General features: G+C 48.1%; 21 protein-coding genes and 1 tRNA gene. 9 read left to right on the plus strand and 13 right to left on the minus strand.

Annotation, left to right across the window (positions count from 1 at the left end):
* Positions 1-97 precede the first annotated feature (97 nt).
* The 6 genes from BMX00_RS06280 (at position 98) to BMX00_RS06305 (ending at position 4,809) form a co-directional block, all read left to right on the plus strand.
* The gene (locus BMX00_RS06280) at positions 98-925 is read left to right on the plus strand and encodes a DUF7946 domain-containing protein (protein WP_090828137.1); all 828 of its coding nucleotides are present in this window, start codon (positions 98-100) and stop codon (positions 923-925) included.
* 64 nt (positions 926-989) lie between these two features.
* A complete protein-coding gene (gene kwaA, locus BMX00_RS06285; protein ID WP_090828138.1) occupies positions 990-1,580 on the plus strand; it encodes an anti-phage protein KwaA in 591 nt (196 codons plus the stop codon).
* A complete protein-coding gene (kwaB, locus tag BMX00_RS06290) occupies positions 1,577-2,533 on the plus strand; it encodes an anti-phage protein KwaB (protein ID WP_090828139.1) in 957 nt (318 codons plus the stop codon). Before kwaA ends, kwaB begins: the two co-directional genes overlap by 4 nt.
* Before the next feature lie 128 nt (positions 2,534-2,661).
* Positions 2,662-4,041: a hypothetical protein gene (locus BMX00_RS06295; RefSeq protein ID WP_090828140.1), complete on the plus strand. Its 1,380-nt coding sequence runs from the start codon at positions 2,662-2,664 to the stop codon at positions 4,039-4,041.
* Between the two features lie 10 nt (positions 4,042-4,051).
* Positions 4,052-4,456: a hypothetical protein gene (locus tag BMX00_RS06300; RefSeq protein ID WP_090828141.1), complete on the plus strand. Its 405-nt coding sequence runs from the start codon at positions 4,052-4,054 to the stop codon at positions 4,454-4,456.
* Between the two features lie 2 nt (positions 4,457-4,458).
* Positions 4,459-4,809, plus strand: a complete 351-nt coding sequence (locus BMX00_RS06305; protein ID WP_090828142.1) for a hypothetical protein — start codon at positions 4,459-4,461, stop codon at positions 4,807-4,809.
* A 163-nt stretch (positions 4,810-4,972) separates the two neighbouring features.
* On the opposite strand, the gene BMX00_RS06310 is transcribed toward BMX00_RS06305, so the two are convergent.
* The 6 genes from BMX00_RS06310 to petA form a co-directional block, all read right to left on the minus strand.
* A tRNA-Thr gene (locus BMX00_RS06310) sits at positions 4,973-5,045 on the minus strand.
* Between the two features lie 70 nt (positions 5,046-5,115).
* Complete coding sequence (locus tag BMX00_RS06315; protein WP_090828143.1) at positions 5,116-5,547, minus strand: ClpXP protease specificity-enhancing factor; 432 nt, start codon at positions 5,545-5,547, stop codon at positions 5,116-5,118.
* The gene (locus BMX00_RS06320; protein WP_090828144.1) at positions 5,544-6,143 is read right to left on the minus strand and encodes a glutathione S-transferase N-terminal domain-containing protein; all 600 of its coding nucleotides are present in this window, start codon (positions 6,141-6,143) and stop codon (positions 5,544-5,546) included. Before BMX00_RS06320 ends, BMX00_RS06315 begins: the two co-directional genes overlap by 4 nt.
* Positions 6,144-6,204: 61 nt before the next feature.
* Complete coding sequence (locus tag BMX00_RS06325; protein ID WP_090828145.1) at positions 6,205-6,942, minus strand: cytochrome c1; 738 nt, start codon at positions 6,940-6,942, stop codon at positions 6,205-6,207.
* On the minus strand, positions 6,939-8,186 hold the full coding sequence (locus BMX00_RS06330; protein ID WP_090828146.1) for a cytochrome b: 1,248 nt from the start codon (positions 8,184-8,186) through the stop codon (positions 6,939-6,941). The genes BMX00_RS06325 and BMX00_RS06330 overlap by 4 nt, the downstream gene beginning before the upstream one ends.
* Positions 8,187-8,789 (minus strand): ubiquinol-cytochrome c reductase iron-sulfur subunit, encoded by a 603-nt coding sequence (petA, locus tag BMX00_RS06335; protein ID WP_090828147.1) that lies wholly within the window; start codon positions 8,787-8,789, stop codon positions 8,187-8,189.
* Positions 8,790-9,212: 423 nt separating this feature from the next.
* Here petA and yacG point away from each other — a divergent pair, with 423 nt between their 5' ends.
* Positions 9,213-9,446, plus strand: coding sequence for a DNA gyrase inhibitor YacG (gene yacG, locus BMX00_RS06340; RefSeq protein ID WP_090828148.1), 234 nt, complete (start codon positions 9,213-9,215; stop codon positions 9,444-9,446).
* A 34-nt stretch (positions 9,447-9,480) separates the two neighbouring features.
* On the opposite strand, the gene BMX00_RS06345 is transcribed toward yacG, so the two are convergent.
* A complete protein-coding gene (locus BMX00_RS06345) occupies positions 9,481-10,452 on the minus strand; it encodes a Nudix family hydrolase (protein WP_090828149.1) in 972 nt (323 codons plus the stop codon).
* A gap of 19 nt (positions 10,453-10,471) precedes the next feature.
* Entirely contained in the window at positions 10,472-11,344 is an 873-nt protein-coding gene (locus tag BMX00_RS06350; protein WP_090828238.1) for an ATP-binding protein, read from the minus strand.
* Positions 11,345-11,657: 313 nt separating this feature from the next.
* Here BMX00_RS06350 and BMX00_RS06355 point away from each other — a divergent pair, with 313 nt between their 5' ends.
* Complete coding sequence (locus tag BMX00_RS06355; protein WP_245727809.1) at positions 11,658-12,191, plus strand: EF-hand domain-containing protein; 534 nt, start codon at positions 11,658-11,660, stop codon at positions 12,189-12,191.
* Positions 12,192-12,333: 142 nt separating this feature from the next.
* On the opposite strand, the gene argJ is transcribed toward BMX00_RS06355, so the two are convergent.
* Complete coding sequence (gene argJ, locus BMX00_RS06360; RefSeq protein WP_090828150.1) at positions 12,334-13,572, minus strand: bifunctional glutamate N-acetyltransferase/amino-acid acetyltransferase ArgJ; 1,239 nt, start codon at positions 13,570-13,572, stop codon at positions 12,334-12,336.
* Positions 13,573-14,075: 503 nt separating this feature from the next.
* Here argJ and BMX00_RS06365 point away from each other — a divergent pair.
* Positions 14,076-14,303 carry a sulfurtransferase TusA family protein gene (locus BMX00_RS06365; protein WP_090828151.1) on the plus strand — a complete coding sequence of 76 codons (228 nt, stop codon included), beginning with the start codon at positions 14,076-14,078 and terminating at the stop codon, positions 14,301-14,303.
* 224 nt (positions 14,304-14,527) lie between these two features.
* On the opposite strand, the gene BMX00_RS06370 is transcribed toward BMX00_RS06365, so the two are convergent.
* The 4 genes from BMX00_RS06370 to BMX00_RS06385 form a co-directional block, all read right to left on the minus strand.
* The gene (locus BMX00_RS06370; RefSeq protein ID WP_090828152.1) at positions 14,528-15,484 is read right to left on the minus strand and encodes an ADP-ribosylglycohydrolase family protein; all 957 of its coding nucleotides are present in this window, start codon (positions 15,482-15,484) and stop codon (positions 14,528-14,530) included.
* Positions 15,485-15,549: 65 nt separating this feature from the next.
* Positions 15,550-15,732, minus strand: a complete 183-nt coding sequence (locus BMX00_RS06375; RefSeq protein ID WP_090828240.1) for a Trm112 family protein — start codon at positions 15,730-15,732, stop codon at positions 15,550-15,552.
* A gap of 71 nt (positions 15,733-15,803) precedes the next feature.
* Positions 15,804-16,220: an ExbD/TolR family protein gene (locus BMX00_RS06380; protein WP_090828153.1), complete on the minus strand. Its 417-nt coding sequence runs from the start codon at positions 16,218-16,220 to the stop codon at positions 15,804-15,806.
* A gap of 62 nt (positions 16,221-16,282) precedes the next feature.
* On the minus strand, positions 16,283-16,891 hold the full coding sequence (locus tag BMX00_RS06385) for a MotA/TolQ/ExbB proton channel family protein (RefSeq protein ID WP_090828154.1): 609 nt from the start codon (positions 16,889-16,891) through the stop codon (positions 16,283-16,285).
* Positions 16,892-16,962: the final 71 nt, after the last annotated feature.

The following is a 16,962-nucleotide window of genomic DNA, read 5'->3' on the forward strand; positions in this document are numbered from 1 at the left end:
GGTATTGGAAGCTGTAAGATGTTGCGCTAACGGGCGGTGCATGCGGTCTCGTTGCTACGGGTCAATGAGCTCTCAAAACGTAAATTGCAGATTTTTTATGGCTGATATTAACCAAGTAATGTCTCTGCGATACGACGGTAAGGATGCCGAAAAGCATGAGCTGGACTTGTTTTCACTTGGCGTTTCCCTGCAGGGCTTTGCGCGCATTTCTTCCCATGCAGGCACTTTTGCTATTACGCACCGTTATTCCAAATACCTTCGTTCCCAAGTTGTGCGGGTAGCCGCGCAAGAAGCCCGAGCAAATTGTTACTCGATTGATGTCGTTTGGAACTTTGTTCTACAACATCAAATTCTTTCCGGCTCATTTGGCATGCTAGTCGCTACAATTATCCCGTTGGTATTAGCGACCGCATCCCGAAAAAAAGATGAAATTCTTCACCTCAAGGATTCGCTCGATAAAGCAATTGAGCGCCTTGCCTCACGAGATCAGCCAACAATGTCGCGCTTACTTGACACTGTGGATCGACTTGTCATTGACCAACGACGCAACGCCCGACAGGCATTCGAGCCCATTGGTTTATCTTGCAGAACTCTCACCGTTAGCGCTGGAGGAAAGTCCACCACCTTCGATCAAGCCGATAAGGCAGCGTCAGAATTGTCCCCAAAGGATGAAATTACGGAAATGCTTGTGTTTTCGGTTTTAATTACCGAGCTCGACCTCGAACGTTTTACCGGCAAAGCCTATGTGGACCAATTCGCGCCCCCTGATAGGCGCATACCAATAACAATAATGGATCCGACTGTTCAAACTCAAAATAACGCTTATGCGTCCAGTTTAGCTGCTGCGTCACCACTAAGGGTATTGGCAAAAGGATTACTTAAGGAGGGGAAATTGGTACGCCTCTTTGTTTCAGCCGCTATGTGATAAACCCAACAATTGGAACGTCACACGCAAACCTATATATATACAACAAGAAGCGGGAATCAATATGCATAAGGGCGGTTTGGGGGGGAAAATCGAGCTATATATAGTTTCATTATGGTTCTTATTTTTCTTAATTATTGTCATAACCATAGATATTCCGATTTATCTGGAGCCAGACTGGGAGTTTCTTAATCTTGAAGATGTAATTAGAAAAAATATTATCCCGATTGTCGCTTTCGCCTTTGTCACCGCTGGGCTTTTCTTTTACTTACGATTTGAATATAGGATTTCGGGTAGTCAAAGAATCCCTGCAAGAATTACAAAAATTCAGGACGTAAACTACGAACATCTTACTTTTTTAACTACTTATATAATCCCTCTGATTTGCTTTAACTTAAGCAGCACAAGATATGTGCTAGCTTTGGGCTTGCTGTTGGTTGTTATTGGGGTTATTTACGTCAAAACAGACAAGTTTTACGCAAATCCAACGCTTGCGATGCTCGGATATCAAATCTATAAAGTCGATATGCATACAAGAACCAATAATGTCGAGAACCTGATTCTGATATCTAAGGATAAATTATCGATGAATGACTTAGTTAACTACAAAGAGCTTGACGAAAAAGTTTCTTTTGCCGGGAAAGTAAGAGAATGAATAAATTAAAAGAAGATATTACCGAAATTCTTAATTTACGTGGGGTATCAGCAGAGGTCTATTTTGTGTTAAAGGTTTCAGAGGATTATCAAATAAAAGAGGCTGATCTAGATAAAATTTCACAAATTCAAATTTTAGAGCAGTGCAAAGATTCGATAGGAAAATCCATCCTAAATGAAGAATTAGCGCTTATAAATATTTCTGAAGCGGATTCTAGAACTGATGTGATTTATAAATACGATTTAGCTGAAATACCCGAAAAGCTTAGTTGTTTGCAGCAGGTTAAAGACTCAAATAACTTTCCCGAATTTAATTTTGATAGGGATAGTCTTTCTGACTTAGAAGGAATTCTTATAGTAATTGGTAACCATGAAAAACAACTTGTAATTTATAAGCATCAATATCCAATTTATTTGCTGAATAAAAAAGCATTTAATTTGATAAGAATGAAGAATCAGAATAGATTTGAAAAGTTAGATGAAGACGTGTTAAAGATTAATCCAACATTTGAACTCTTATATATTAATAACCATTATTACGTATTTAATTTGAAATTCCTAGAAAGAGTTTGTGGGTTTCACGAGGCTATAATGAACGGTGCTCGGGCTGGAATAGATATTATCAATGCGTCTAATTTAATAGACGACATCACTGTCTTAACTAATAGACTTAGTAATATCAATTTCGCAAAAAAACTCTTAAAAGCCGCCAAAAATTCTCCTGTTCTAGGAATTATTCCCCTCGAAGATATTGTTGGTTTTGCTAGCAGCCATCCTTTGCTAAAAGGAAAGTTTAAGGTCAATGCTGAGGGAACGAGGTTAGATCTAAGAACGAAGGCTTCTCAGGATTTATTCATGAAGTTATTAAATGATGATCTCTTGCATTCGGAGCTTACGAAAAGATTTTATGACAGCGTGGCTAAAGATAAAGTTGAAGAATTAGCGCAAGCCTAGCCTATTAATAATATATTGTAGTTCGATTTTCTCCCACACATGGCAGATTCTGACTGCCACTGACTTCAGCGGAGTTCGAACATAGCACGGTCCTGTCAAGTTAGATCTCCAATAATTAGTTGGCATATATGCAATTAATTAGACCAAGAATTACTGACTATCACGGAATTAGCAAATGTCAGGCGGATCTGGATTTTGCGATCCAGTTTTTCGATGAAGATATTCCTTTATATGTTGACCCCTTCTTGTTGTGGAAGTCGCCTTCTCAACAAGATCAAGCGCTGCATACCGCTATTACCAACTCCTTTAACTATCTTAATTACTTACTCAAAAAGAAGCGAGAAACTGACGCTGTAAATATCTTGATTGGCATTTCTGAATGCTCAGAAGTAGGGCTTGGCGTCGCGAAAACTAGAAAGGGGAAAAAAATTGGAGAGAAGCAAGCGCAACAGGTATTGAGTTTGTTTCGTGATATTCCCGAGTATAGCCAATTCGGCTTCACGCATTTCGAAGCGGTTCAATTATATATTTCGGGCATTAGTAAAGACCGTGTTAGTGATATTGCATGCAACTATATCAAATCCTTCTTGATTGATTACACAATCGAGCAGTGTGAAATACATGGAATCCCCATCGAAAGCGTTATTCTTGACGGAATCTATAATTACAAAGAACACCGGCTAGACATAAATCAAAAAGCTTATCTTCCTGTAAATCCTCAAACCAAAAGTCCAATACTATTTACACCAAAACGATGGCTGCGTTATACGCCATGGATAAATTTTGATGATTATTTTCGTTCGTATTGCCCAAAAGACGAGATATTTAATCCAGAGGAGCTAGAAGAAAGTAGGGTTAAGGTTCTTAACTACAATAGGGAAAATTATGGCGTAGTTGAGGAGTACATTAAGTATAAAGATAAAACGTCTAGAGATTGCAAAAATGATCCTCTGTTCAGCCAAATACCGGTTCTCTCCGCTAGCAGGAAGCTAAGTGAAATCCTGAAATTAAATACAGGAAAAGAAGACGGTGCAGACTGGAGATATGAGAATCTATCCTCGGAGCTTTTAGCATCGCTACTCTATCCCCATCTAGATTTTGCGCAAACACAAAGTCGCACAGATTCGGGCCGACATATTAGGGACCTCATTTTTTACAACAACAGAGACCTAGACTTTTTAAATGATATTTTTACCGATTATGGAAACCGCCAGCTGATAATCGAAATGAAAAACGTTAGATCAATAGAGAGAGAACATATTAACCAGCTAAATCGATATCTTCACGATGCGATTGGTAGATTTGGTGTATTTCTGACCAGGAATCCACTGTCTAAGCCAATGTTCGAGAACACTGTTGATCTCTGGTCATCGCAGCGCAAATGCATTATTGCGCTAACTGATGACGATCTCAAGTTAATGGTGGAAGTTTATGAGAGCAAACAAAGGGCTCCAATTGAAGTTCTAAAGAAAAAATATGTTCAATTTAAGAGAGCTTGCCCATCATGAAAGGGAAGACATGAACAAAAGTGATGTAGATAGTTTTGAGAGACTTTCTGGACAGTTAGCGGGCGTGTATGAAGAAATTTCATTGCTCTCCAAAAAAGCGCCAAACGATGCAGTAAATAAGTTTAAGCTCAAATTTATCAATCAGCTCATTACCGACAGCAATGATTTTCTCTCAAATAAATATCGTCCGTTTGACGACTTTTCGAGCTTTGAGGAAGACGACATTCCACAAAATAGTGATGTGATATTTATTGTTTCACAATATTTAAAGTGTTTCGAAAAATTGAAGGCCGATAACGTCAGTTGGAAGCACCACTCATGGTGTTGGAGCGTCAAGGGTAATGAAGGCGATGGTGTAGATGAGAGTGGTCTTGTTTATATAAAAACAACTCAACCTAAAAAACTGATTGGCTAGATATGAAAAATAATCCGCTTGTAACTACAACGCAGAAAGTAAAAACTTACGACACAACAATGCCGTTATTAGATTCGATGTACCAAGAATTTAAAGAATTATCCAAAAAGAAGCCCGACGCGGCAGTAAACAAGAACAAAATAACTATCGTAAATCGCTTACTTCACAAGATGAGATTGATACTAGAAGATGAAGAGTCAATAGAATTTCTCGATCTTATTGATGAAGATGATATTCCACAGGCAAGCGATGTCACCTTGATTCTATCTCAATACGTTGCCGCCATGAATGGATTTAGGAGTAAATACTATGAATGGAATGGTCATAAAAATCAGTGGCGCACAGAAAATTAATCTTATTATGGGCGGCCCACAATGGAGTTTGCCAAACACTAGTAAATGTATAACGGGACAGAATGTGAATCGGGGCCTTATTTATCCCTATTTTATGTCTACACTATGTCTACATAAATAAATGACTTATGCTTTTATACGCATAAGTCATTGTTTTTTTGGGTGCCGACACCAAGATTCGAACTCGGGACCTTCTGATTACAAATCAGCTGCTCTACCAACTGAGCTATGCCGGCGTTGATACATTATAGAGATGAGGAAGCGCGGGAGTAAACCTTGTGGTTGTTGAGAAGGACAACCGTGGGACTATTTGACGATCTGAAAGCGTCGTTTGTCGCCACTTTGAGAGCGTTGCGAGCCCTGCGACGAAGATTGCCGCTTGGGGGAATCTTCTGTACCGGCTTCAGCCACGGCTGTATTGGCATTACCTTCGGGTGGGAAAAGGATGCCCTGCGAGATTTCCTTGGCAAATATTCCCTGGACCGCGTTAACGGGGACTGAAATTTCCCGCGAAACGCCATTAAACCGCGCCGAAAACTGAATCACATCATTGCCCAGCGTAAGATGATGCGCCGCGTCGTCACTGATGTTAAGTATGATCTCGCCGTTTTTCACAAACTCATCCGGGACCCGAGTCTGGTCGTCTACTTTAACGGATAAGTAGGGGGTATAACCGCTATCGGAACACCAATCATAAATAGCGCGAATCAGATATGGTTTGGTGGAAAGTTCTTTCATTTGCGCATCGCTTTCTCGGAAGCCGTCAATGCATCGATGAACGCGGGCCTGCTGAATAACCGTTCGGCAAACTTCAGCAGCGGCGCCGCCTGTTTGGGTAGTTGAATGCCGTAATGATCCAGCCGCCACAGCAGTGGCGCTATTGATACGTCGAGCATGGAAAATTCCTCGCCCAGCATATATTTCTGTTTGGCAAACACGGGCGCAATCACAGTCAAATTATCGCGGATCGTGGCCCGCGCCTTATCCGCGGTTTTCGGGTTACTGTGCCCAACTGCATCAATATGACAGAAAAGCTCTTGCTCAAAGCGATGGAGAAATAACCGCGCGCGCGCGCGCATCACCGGATCTGCCGGCATTAATTGCGGATGTGGAAAACGATCATCAATATATTCATTGATGATATTGGATTCGTACAAAATAAGATCGCGTTCGACCAGGACCGGGACCCGGCTATAAGGAGTCATGACCGCCAGATCTTCCGGTTTATTGTGCAGATCCACATCAATAATCTGAAAATCCATACCCTTCTCGTACAGCACAATGCGGCAGCGATGGCTGAACGGACAGGTAGTGGCTGAGTACAGCGTCATCATAATGGATTACTTCCCGGCATATTTGGAGCAAATACTTTTGAACGATGAGGGTTGCTTTTAATCAATGGATGTCCCTCCAGTATTCATGTTTCAGAGCATAGGCCAATCCCAACATAACAAATAGGAAGAGCATCACAACGATTCCAATCTGGACACGTTTTGTAGCCGCAGGTTCACCTAAATAAACCAAATAATTTACCAGATCGGCAACATACGCATCATATTCTGTTTTTGAAAGTGTCCCGGGCTTGTCCAGTTTCAATTCGCTGACCTCATGCTTGCCACCATGGCCATCGTCCACCGTTTTTGTCACAAGCGATTGCTCACCCTGCAACTGGTAGAGCACATGCGGCATCGCAGCTTTGTCAAATACCACATTGTTCCAGCCGGTTGCGGTGGATTCATCCCGATAGAATTTGCGAAGATAGGTATATAGCCAATCCGGACCACGAGAGCGGGCAATCACGGATAGATCAGGCGGCGCCACGCCGAACCATTGCTTGGCCTCTTTCTTTTTCATGGCGACCGTCATGAGTTCACCGACTTTCTGTCCGGTAAATATGAGATTATCGCTGATTTGATTTTCGCTAAGGCCTAAATCCCTTAACCGGTTGTAGCGCATGAATTCAGCACTATGGCACGACAGACAATAGTTGACAAAAGTATGCGCGCCGCGTTGTAGAGAAAGCTTGTCGTCTGGACGAAGGGGTGCATGGTCGAGCTTTACTTCAGATCCGCTGGCCAACGCGGCAAGCGGAACCAGGCACAAAACAAACAAAATATATTTTATTTTTTTCATCCCGTCACTCTTTTCGGTTCAGGCTTGGTTTTATCTATCTTGCTGTACCACGGCATAAGAACGAAAAAGGCGAAGTAGATGACCGTGAATATCTGCGCGAGCAACGTATACAGAGGTGTGGGCGATTTCGTCCCGAGCCATCCCAGCACAAAAACGCTTATGACAAAGAGCGTGAGGGCGATCTTGAAATAGGGACCCTTGTAGCGAATGGATTTCACGGGGCTTCGATCCAGCCACGGCAGGAGGGCAAAGATAGCGACCGAGCCACCCATCAGCACGATGCCCCAGATTTTTGCATCCACCCAGAGAAAGTTGACCGTGACCGCCCTCAGCATCGAATAGTAGGGGGTGAAATACCAGACGGGCGCGATATGATCGGGGGTCTGCAACGTATTGGCGGGAATGAAATTATTGTACTCTAGGAAATAACCGCCCATCTCAGGCATAAAAAATATGATGCCGCAGAATACGATCAAAAACCCCACCACACCGACAATATCCTTCACGCTGTAATACGGGTGGAAGGGAATGCCATCCACCGGAATATGCGTTATGGGATCCTTGTTGGCCTTGATTTCGATACCGTCCGGGTTGTTTGAGCCGACTTCATGCAACGCGATGATATGGACGAATACCAGAGTCACCAGCAACACGGGCAGGGTCACGACATGATAGGCAAAAAACCGGTTGAGCGCGGCATCCGACAACATGAAGTCGCCCAAGATCCAGTTCGAAAGGGTTTGCCCGATCACTGGGATCGCGCCGACCATACTGATGATCACCTGAGCGCCCCAATAGGACATCTGCCCCCACGGCAGAATGTATCCGGTAAACGCCAGCATCATCAGGACGAAGAAAATGCCCATGCCGATCAGCCAGAGAAGCTCGCGTGGCTTGCGATAAGAGCCATACATCATCCCGCGAAACATGTGCAGGTAGACCACTACGAAAAACATGGACGCGCCCGTGGAGTGCATGTAGCGGATCAGCCAGCCGAAGTCCACATCCCGCATGATGTACTCGACCGATGCGAATGCCATGCTGGCGTCCGGCTTGTAATTCATGGTGAGAAAAATTCCGGTAAGAAGCTGATTCACCAGCACGAGCATGGCGAGCGAGCCGAAGTAATACCAGAAATTGAAGTTTTTCGGCGCGTAATACTCGGAAAGATGAGCCTTCCAGGTGGAAGTCAGGGGAAAACGCGCATCTATCCATTCCATCATTGACTCGAGTCGCTTGCCCATTTATGCGGACTCCTTATCGGATCCAATCAACAGTTGGGTGTCACTTAAATACATATGGGCCGGAACGACCAGGTTGGTCGGAGCGGGAACGCTTTTGTAAACACGACCCGCGAGGTCGAACTTGGAGCCGTGGCAGGGGCAGAAAAAGCCGCCCAGCCAGTCAGCACCGAGATCCGCTGGAGCAATATCCTTACGATATACCGGAGAACATCCCAGGTGAGTACAAACGCCTTCGACCACGAGAATCGCTGGTTTGATCGAGCGTGTATCATTTTTGCAATAAGGAGGCTGCTGAGGTTTTTCCGATTTCGGGTCGGCCACCTGGCTATCAAGTTTCTTGAGATTAGCCAGCATTTCGGGGGTGCGGTCCAGCACCCACACCACCTTGCCGCGCCATTCCACCAAAAGCAGCATCCCCGGCTCGATCTTGCTTATGTCAACCTCGACTGGAGCCCCTGCCGCTTTCGCACGCTCACTGGGCATCATGCTCAGTACGAAAGGTGTGGCGACCGCTGCGCCCGCAATCCCACCCGCGATAGAAGTCGCGGCAACGAGGAAGCGTCTTCTCCCGTTCATTTCCTGTTTTTTATCAATATCTGCCATATTTTGCAGTTCCGTTTTTCGCTTCGGATTCCCGAGATTGGGGCTTAAAAAAACTTAACCATTTTAACATAGTAAGTATTGGAAAATAAACATCCCATGTTAAAACTTATTGATTGGACGGTAAAAATCGCTATAACTCAACTCGTGAATCAAACGGACCAAAACAAATATTCGAATTACTCTGTCTGTCGCGGCAGAGAGTCGTTTCCAGCTTGACCATTAACGGAAGCGACTATTGCCAGGTAGTCTTTTTGTTTTTTAAGCATATAATTTTCTGATCCGGGTTTGCATTATCGCCGCTCTTCCATGGCGCTCTTCCATGGCGGTTAGCGCATTTTGGGGGGTGTAGGAAGTTGGCTGAGCACTGATGATGACGACAGGCTGAGGTATGTCAGAGTCTAATTGAACCGGGGTTCACGGAATATGAAGAAAACCATTGTCAATTGTCCCCAGTGTGGCAAGGTTGTTGTCTGGGAGACCGGCAATCGCTTCCGTCCGTTTTGTTCGGAGCGCTGTAAGCTGATCGACCTGGGACAGTGGGCGGCAGAGTCCTATCGCATCCCTGAAAACGAAAAGCAGGAAGATGAGCCGCACGAAGACGACAAGAAGGACGAAAGGAAAGATAAAAAGAAAGACACAAAGAAAGACGAATGGTAAGGCGTTGATTAACGACCAGGTTATTCCCTGGGCATCAGGCGCGGATGCCCCGCATCATGGCGATTCCATGGCCGCCATGTTCCCAAGTGGTGCTTAAATCTTCAGGCCGCAAACCACCCAGCGCAAATACCGGGATGGAACAGTTACGGATGAGCGTATCGAATTTCCGCCACCCCAGTGTCGAAGATCCAGGATGGCTCAACGTCGGCAATACGGGCCCAAGCACCGCAAAATCCATATTCAACTGCTCGGCTCGAAAGAGCTCCTCCGCGTTATGACACGATGCGCCACACCAGTCGGTGTCCGGCCGTGTCGCAAGATTCATCAACTCTGAGGAAGGAAGATGTATTCCGTCCGCGCCGGTCTCTTGGCAAAAGTTAGAGCATGACTGAACGCCGCCCGTATCGCCATCGCCATTTACCAATACCTTGGCGCCATGATGATGCGCGAGGGTAACTATTTTACGAGTGAAGTCGCGCAGTGCTTTTCGATCCATTTCTTTCTCTCGTACCTGCAGCAGCCGTATCCCCCCTTGCAGCGCGCGTTCGACCTGGGTCAGCGCGCCTTTCAGTCCTGTTTCCCCGGCATTGGTGATCGCATATTGCGTGGGCAATCCGAGCGCGCGCAATACCGGTGCGTTTGCGGGAAGCACCGGTTCAACTTCAACGTTGTTCCAGAATTGCCATGACAGTTCCTGGCTTTCCATTGGCCGAGGTTCGCCGTGCCATTTGATCACGCGAAAAAAGCAGAGGCGTACAGTGGCGTGGGGATAACTAAAAGTGCGCGTAATCCAGCGATAGGCCTGTACAACGGTAATGCCCAATTCCTCCAATAATTCACGTCCGAGCGCATGCAACAGGGGTTCGCCTGGCTTTACCTTTCCTCCAGGAAATTCCCAATACCCTGCATACGGTTTTCCTTCAGGCCGGCTTGCCAGAAGAAAGGCGCCATCAGCGCGGTTAATGATCGCGACAGCGACTTCAACAATGGGAGAATGCAATGGCATGGCGTGTCGAAATCGGCAATCAGATTTGCCGCGTTTCCTCTTTTCCTGCCCAGTCGCGGACAAATTGCCACGCTACCCGTCCACTTCGGGAACTGCGTCCCAGCGCCCATCGCAGCGCCGCTTCGCGTACCGGCGGGGTCATTTCCCCCATGCCATAATAAGTGAGCCATTGGCCCACAGCGTCAAGATATTGGTCCTGATCGAAGGGGTAGAAAGACACCCATAGACCGAATCGTTCCGATAACGAGATTTTTTCTTCGACTGCTTCGCCTGGATGAATCTCTTCCCCGATATGCCTGGTCTCCCGATTGTCCTGCATGGATTCGGGCATCAGGTGGCGGCGATTGGAAGTGGCATAGACCAAAACGTTCTCCGAGGCCGTGGCGACCGAACCATCCAGTACGACCTTCAGCGCCTTGTAACCAGGCTCGCCGGATTCAAAAGATAAATCGTCGCAGTAAAGAATGAAGCGCTCGGGGCGTCGGTAGATTTGCTCAACGATATCGTGCAGATCGGTGAGATGGTGTTTTTCCACCTCGATCAGGCGCAATCCTGACGCCGCATATTTGGTCAGCATTGCTTTGACCAGCGATGACTTGCCCGTGCCGCGCGCCCCCGTCAGCAGGACGTTATTGGCGGGACAGCCCCGCACGAACTGATGCGTATTTTGATCTATGAGTTTTTTTTGCGCATCTACTCCCCGCAGGGCGTCGAGGGTAATGTGATGAGGGTGTGCTACAGGTTGTATGAAGCCTGTCCCGCGGCCGTATTTTCGCCAGCGAAATGCCACGGCGGTATCCCATCCGCTATTGGATTGCTGAGCCGGCAATAGCGCTTCCAGACGGGAAAGCAGACCTTCAGCCCGCCTGTATAACTTGTCCCAATCGTTCATGAATATATAACCTTGCAACTGCTATCACTGAGAAGGTAAAAGATGATCCCGAAGATGATCCCGATCGTTACACGCGGGCCCATGACCAATTATGTGTGCTAACGCACTGAACCGTTCAGCTAAAAGAGGTGATGATGAGTCCGGTACGTCAAGCGTATACCTGGCGGCGGATACCGGAGTTCATATCGTAATGGATTGCTCGCGCGATTGCTAACACAAGATAAAAATCAATTGCTGGATGAGTTACTGCATCGGCAAGCGAGTGCATTCCAGACACTTGTTAAAACCAAGCACAACATTGAGGAGATAAATCATGAACAATATGCCTAGTAAAAAGTCACTTATGTCTCTCGCCCTGGGTTCTGCCTTTGCCGCTACGCTCGGTACCGCATCCGTTGTGTCGGCGGGGGACACCCCGTTTGCTGTGCAATCCCTTGATAAAGGTTACATGGTGGCGCAAGCGTATGAAAAGAAGGATGACTATGGCGGGAAGAGCGATGAATATGGTGAAAAGAGGGGTTACGACAAATCGGGCGAGGGCCGATGTGGAATGTCCATGGCGGATACCGACAAGGATGGCCGGGTGAGCAGGGACGAGCACGCCCGCCATTGCGAAGTCATGTTCGACAAGATGGACACCAATAAAGACGGATATATAGATAAGGATGAGGCAGCAAAAATGAGAAAGATGCACGGCCATCGCCATGGGCATCGGGCCGGTGACCGGTCGGGATATGGAGAGCGCTCGGACTCAGGCGATCGGTCGGGCTACGGCGGGCGCTATAACGATTACGGAGAACGGGCGGGTGACCGCGAGCTGCCGCACATGAAACCCATGGGCGAGTAAATACTTTCTTACGCAATAAATGGTTGCGCCCAGGTTGGGCTATCCCTACCGCGACGGAAGCGTCGGAGATTACAAGATTTATGCGTCAAATTCGGCTGGTTGCGCGTATGACGAGGATGCGCGCAACCTGTTCCCTATGTTGCTAACTCCGATAGCTTGCGTTGATCGTCACATAATCGTGGGATAAATCGCATGTCCAGATTGTGGCCGACGCCTGTCCCCGCTGAAGTACGACCCGGATGGTGATTTCAGACTGCTTCATCACTTGTTGACCGTCCTGTTCCCGGTAGCCTCGGGCCCTGCCGCCATTCTCAGCAACCAGCACATCGTCGAGGTACAGTCGTAGCTTGTTTACATCAAGCCCATCCAGGCCGGCGTAGCCGATTGCCGCCAGTATCCGGCCCAGATTCGGATCAGATGCAAAGAAAGCGGTCTTAACCAGGGGCGAGTGGGCAATGGCATAGGCTGTTTTAGTACACTCATCCGATGTTTTGCCGCCCTCGACCCTGACGGTAATGAATTTGGTCGCGCCTTCGCCGTCACGCACTATTGCTTGCGCGAGCTGTGTCGCAACATCCGTTATCGCCGTTTTCAGGGTATTGAATGCTGCGCTGGTTTTGTCGGATATAGATGAATTCCCGGCGCGGCCGGTGCTGATCAAAACGAACGCGTCGTTAGTGGAAGTATCTCCGTCCACGGTAATACGATTGAACGAATTGTCTGTTGCGTGCCGCACGATTTCTTCGAGAAGCGGTTGGCTCAAATTGGCATCGGTTGCAATGTAACTCAACATTGTTGCCATGTTTGGGCGAATCATCCCAGAGCCCTTGGCGATCCCGGTAATGGTTATTGTGGCGCCATCGAGCGAAATCTGCTTGGATACTGCCTTGGGCACGAGATCAGTTGTCATGATTGCCTGAGAGGCAGTAAACCAATTGTCCACTTTGAGGTTGGCTATCGCGAGGGGTAAACCGGCGATGATTTTTTCCACCGGCAGCGGTTCCATGATAACGCCGGTGGAAAATGGCAGGATTTGCCGATTGCTGCAACCGAGCAAGCGTGCCAGCGCCGCACAAGTGGCGTGCGTATGCGCGAGCCCATCTTCACCCGTGCCGGCGTTGGCGTTGCCTGTATTGATGACCAATGCATGGATCGGGTTGCCAGGATTCTGGTTGGCAAGATGTTCCTTGGCAACTGTTACCGGGGCGGCGCAGAAATGGTTTTGGGTAAACACGCCGGCAACTTTTGCGGATTCATCCAATACCATCACAAGCAAATCCTTGCGGCCGGGCTTCTTGATTCCGGCTTCAGCAATACCCAAGGCTACGCCTTTTACTGGCAGCAATTGTTCCGGTAGTGGGGGTATCAAATTGACAGGCATAATGACGAAACCGTAATGTAAAAACGTTGATTCATTCTCAACCAAAACGACACAATGGTATTATTTCGTGGTCTTGCCCGATTTTGATCAAGTACTCTATAAGGAACTCTAAATAAGTCCCGCGCATGCGATGCGGCTCTGCCGGAGGGTAGGCGCGAAAGGCAACGACGCGTGGGATGCGACCGCACAGGGCCGAGCAGTGCCTTCCCAGGGGCGCGCGACCCACAGCGGGAGGCAGTCGCCCAACAATCCATAAGCGTAATCGCCGCATCCCCGACGCTGCCTGATCTCCGTTTTGCGGAGCCCCTCTGGGGATGTTTTGGATATACACTGCGTTGCGCTTCAAGCTATGACCTGCATTGCGCTTGTGATCATCCGGATTTTACCAGCAACGCGCTCCGCGGAGGACTTGTTCAGGGGTTCCCTGACTCATCTTTAGCTTGCGCCTCCGTGTTTCATTTTCATCACGAACAGTATTTTCATAGGGAATTGAGGAGAAATCCATGAATTGCGACAAGGAACTGGATGTGCGTGGCCTGAACTGTCCCTTGCCTATCTTGCGCACTAAAAAATCTCTGGTCGATATGGCTACCGGCCAAGTGCTGAAAATAGTGGCCACGGATCCCGGTTCCGTGATTGATTTTCAGGTTTTTGCTGATCAGACGGGCAATGAACTGCTATCCTCGTCAGAAACGGCTGGGGAATTTATGTTCTATATGAAGAAGAAATGATCGGCGGAGGCGAACTCACTGTGGCCGATCTAGTAATCGATAAACGCCATCAACCCATACCCCGCCATCGCGGGGAACAGGGCGTTTAGCCGGAAAGATCCGATCGCCACCCTTGGGCGCATCCCAAGGGTTTCAACGGGTTTCACGGCTGTTGTATAGTAAAAACAGCACCGCTTCACTATGAGTACGCCGAGCCTCTTGATAGAGTTTTTTGATAGAGTTTCTTAGCGAAGTGCGGCGCATGCGTCGGCTGCAGAGGACAGCTTTTTGTATCGCGCCAGCCAAGGCAACGGAACGGGAAAGGCTGCGTCATTGCGCTGTGCCATATGCGCTGCAACGATGGCGCCGAGCATGATGGAACGGCCGCAACTGTCTCCTCCGGCGCGAATGTTGGCCTCGATCGCAATGACGTAATCCGTTGCGTGTTGCGCGATATGAAAGATTACCGGCAGGCCTTCCGCGACGTGGCATGCCCTGCCAAAGCGCTCGGAGGCGGCCACGCTATCGAGGGCGGGTAAGACAAGTGCCCCCTCGAGCAGCGGTTTAAGGATTTTTCCGGCATAGGGCAGGGCATCCGCCAGGGCTTGGGCAACAGGCAGGCCCTGCAGCAACTGAAATAGAACCGCCGCTGAACACTGTGCAGCGGTAACCGCCAGATCATTATTATTCGTCACACATACCACTTCCTCGACCCGACCCAGCAACTCCTCCAGAGTTCCGGCATGCGTTGCAACCAGTGCCGGAAGCGCTGCCAGCGCGGGGTGCTGGTCGTCATTGGCTCCTGATCGGGCAGGGAAATCGCCTGGATCAAGCGGTAACAGTTTCTGCAACGTCAGCCGGGTAGGCGAATCGATATACCCGACAAATTCGCCGCCCGGTCCAAAGTAGGCACGATATTCCGTTTGATATTGTATACGGTTGAAATTGCCGTGCCTGGCCAGATGCTCGAGCATAAGCAGGCAGACCTCACCATATGCGGATGAATCACCAGGCTTCTTTGTCTTGTGCGCGAAATACCCTTTCGTCCCGGCATAGTGGGCCGCCTCGGGCTGTAAAAATACCAATCCTTTGGATTTTCCAATTTCCGCGATACGTGCCGGATCGTAAAGCCAATGCAAGCCAAGCCCGGCTGAATCAGCGACAAGCGCACCCAGTATTGCGGCGCTACCTGCACTCTTCATCTGTTTCACTCTTCATCTATTTTCCTGTTTTGTTGAGGAAGTACCGGTCCAATCCATTCAGCGGTTCACTTAATTTCCACCTCGGGAGGAAATTTTCGTGCCTCATCCTCCAGCATCACGGGGATGCCGTCCTTAATGGGAAAAGCCAGGCGATCTGCCTTGCAGATCAGTTCATTCTCGTTTTTTTTATATAGCAATGGCCCCTTGCATAGCGGGCACACCAGAATGTCGAGCAGTTTTGCGTCCATAAAGAGTCTTACTCCGATGTTGATAGCTTGCTTGAACCCGGCCGGCATTACTTCCTATAATGATTCGGCGCCTATTTGGGGTTTTCCGTACTAAAGGTGATATGGTGGTAACCAGCCAGCCGTGCGGCCTCCATAACCGCTATAACGGACTGATGCGTGGCCTGGGCATCCGCGTGTATCACAATTATGGGATCGGGCCGGTCACCCGCCGCTGTACGGAGGGCATTGCTGAGCGCCTGGCTGCTCGACAATTTAATAGAAGTGTTATTGATCACGTAATTGCCGGTCGCAGTAATCCCAACATCGATAACGTTGTTACGTTCAGGGGGTTGGTCGGATGCTGCTTGCGGCAGGTTGATTTCCAGTTCGGAAAATTTTGAGTACGTGGTAGTAATCATGAGGAAAATGAGAATGACCAGCAATACGTCGATCATCGGTACCAGATTGATTTCCGGATCTTCTTTTTGCCTACCGCGCTGGAAGTTCATGGATGATTCGCTATGCTTTGAATAGAAGTTATGCGTTCTCGATAATTTCTAATTGCTGAAAATCAATCCTGCCGTTCGCCATGCACTATTTCCACTAATTTCAATGCTTGTAATTCCATTTCCACAACCAGTGAGTCCACCTTGGCACGAAAATAACGATAAAAAATCATGCTTGGGATGGCTACCAGGATACCAAACGCGGCATTGTAAAGTGCCACCGAAATACCGTGAGCAAGCTGTGCCGGGTTGCTATTACCGGGCGAATTTGTGCCGAAAATTTCGATCATTCCGACCAGGGTTCCAAAGAGGCCCATCAGGGGGCTCAACGAGGCAATCGTTCCCAGCGTAGTGAGATAGCGTTCAAGGTTGTGAGCGACGGCACGGCCAGCTTCCTCGATCGACTCTTTCATGATTTCGCGCGTGCTCTTGTCGTTTCTCAAACCGGCGGCGAAAATCTGGCCCAGTGGAGAATGCTTTTGGAGGCGCGCAAGCATATCCTCGCTGACGCCGTTTTTCCGGTATTCGTGCAGCACTTTCGGCAGCAGATCTCTTGGGGTAACTACATTAAGGCGCAACGCCCATATCCGTTCACCAATGATGGCTACAGCGACTACGGAAGCGAGGATAATGGGCCAGATCGGCCAGCCGGCAGCTTGAATCAGGGCGAACACGCCACAATCTCCTCAACAGGCGATCATAATCAGAGCCGTAATGTAGCTTGCTGATGGAATTTCAGCAACAA

It is taken from the genome of Nitrosovibrio tenuis, assembly GCF_900109785.1.
GTDB lineage: Bacteria > Pseudomonadota > Gammaproteobacteria > Burkholderiales > Nitrosomonadaceae > Nitrosospira > Nitrosospira tenuis_A.

Excerpts from the sequence above, each read along its gene's own strand:
- BMX00_RS06355 (WP_245727809.1), top strand. The coding sequence starts at position 11,658 with ATGAACAATATGCCTAGTAAAAAGTCACTTATGTCTCTCGCCCTGGGT.
- BMX00_RS06300 (WP_090828141.1), top strand. The coding sequence starts at position 4,052 with ATGAACAAAAGTGATGTAGATAGTTTTGAGAGACTTTCTGGACAGTTA.
- yacG (WP_090828148.1), top strand. The coding sequence starts at position 9,213 with ATGAAGAAAACCATTGTCAATTGTCCCCAGTGTGGCAAGGTTGTTGTC.
- BMX00_RS06325 (WP_090828145.1), bottom strand. The coding sequence starts at position 6,942 with ATGAAAAAAATAAAATATATTTTGTTTGTTTTGTGCCTGGTTCCGCTT.
- BMX00_RS06350 (WP_090828238.1), bottom strand. The coding sequence starts at position 11,344 with ATGAACGATTGGGACAAGTTATACAGGCGGGCTGAAGGTCTGCTTTCC.
- BMX00_RS06370 (WP_090828152.1), bottom strand. The coding sequence starts at position 15,484 with ATGAAGAGTGCAGGTAGCGCCGCAATACTGGGTGCGCTTGTCGCTGAT.
- BMX00_RS06330 (WP_090828146.1), bottom strand. The coding sequence starts at position 8,186 with ATGGGCAAGCGACTCGAGTCAATGATGGAATGGATAGATGCGCGTTTT.
- BMX00_RS06365 (WP_090828151.1), top strand. The coding sequence starts at position 14,076 with ATGAATTGCGACAAGGAACTGGATGTGCGTGGCCTGAACTGTCCCTTG.
- petA (WP_090828147.1), bottom strand. The coding sequence starts at position 8,789 with ATGGCAGATATTGATAAAAAACAGGAAATGAACGGGAGAAGACGCTTC.
- BMX00_RS06295 (WP_090828140.1), top strand. The coding sequence starts at position 2,662 with ATGCAATTAATTAGACCAAGAATTACTGACTATCACGGAATTAGCAAA.
- BMX00_RS06380 (WP_090828153.1), bottom strand. The coding sequence starts at position 16,220 with ATGAACTTCCAGCGCGGTAGGCAAAAAGAAGATCCGGAAATCAATCTG.
- argJ (WP_090828150.1), bottom strand. The coding sequence starts at position 13,572 with ATGCCTGTCAATTTGATACCCCCACTACCGGAACAATTGCTGCCAGTA.
- BMX00_RS06315 (WP_090828143.1), bottom strand. The coding sequence starts at position 5,547 with ATGAAAGAACTTTCCACCAAACCATATCTGATTCGCGCTATTTATGAT.
- BMX00_RS06280 (WP_090828137.1), top strand. The coding sequence starts at position 98 with ATGGCTGATATTAACCAAGTAATGTCTCTGCGATACGACGGTAAGGAT.
- kwaB (WP_090828139.1), top strand. The coding sequence starts at position 1,577 with ATGAATAAATTAAAAGAAGATATTACCGAAATTCTTAATTTACGTGGG.
- BMX00_RS06345 (WP_090828149.1), bottom strand. The coding sequence starts at position 10,452 with ATGCCATTGCATTCTCCCATTGTTGAAGTCGCTGTCGCGATCATTAAC.
- kwaA (WP_090828138.1), top strand. The coding sequence starts at position 990 with ATGCATAAGGGCGGTTTGGGGGGGAAAATCGAGCTATATATAGTTTCA.
- BMX00_RS06320 (WP_090828144.1), bottom strand. The coding sequence starts at position 6,143 with ATGATGACGCTGTACTCAGCCACTACCTGTCCGTTCAGCCATCGCTGC.
- BMX00_RS06375 (WP_090828240.1), bottom strand. The coding sequence starts at position 15,732 with ATGGACGCAAAACTGCTCGACATTCTGGTGTGCCCGCTATGCAAGGGG.
- BMX00_RS06305 (WP_090828142.1), top strand. The coding sequence starts at position 4,459 with ATGAAAAATAATCCGCTTGTAACTACAACGCAGAAAGTAAAAACTTAC.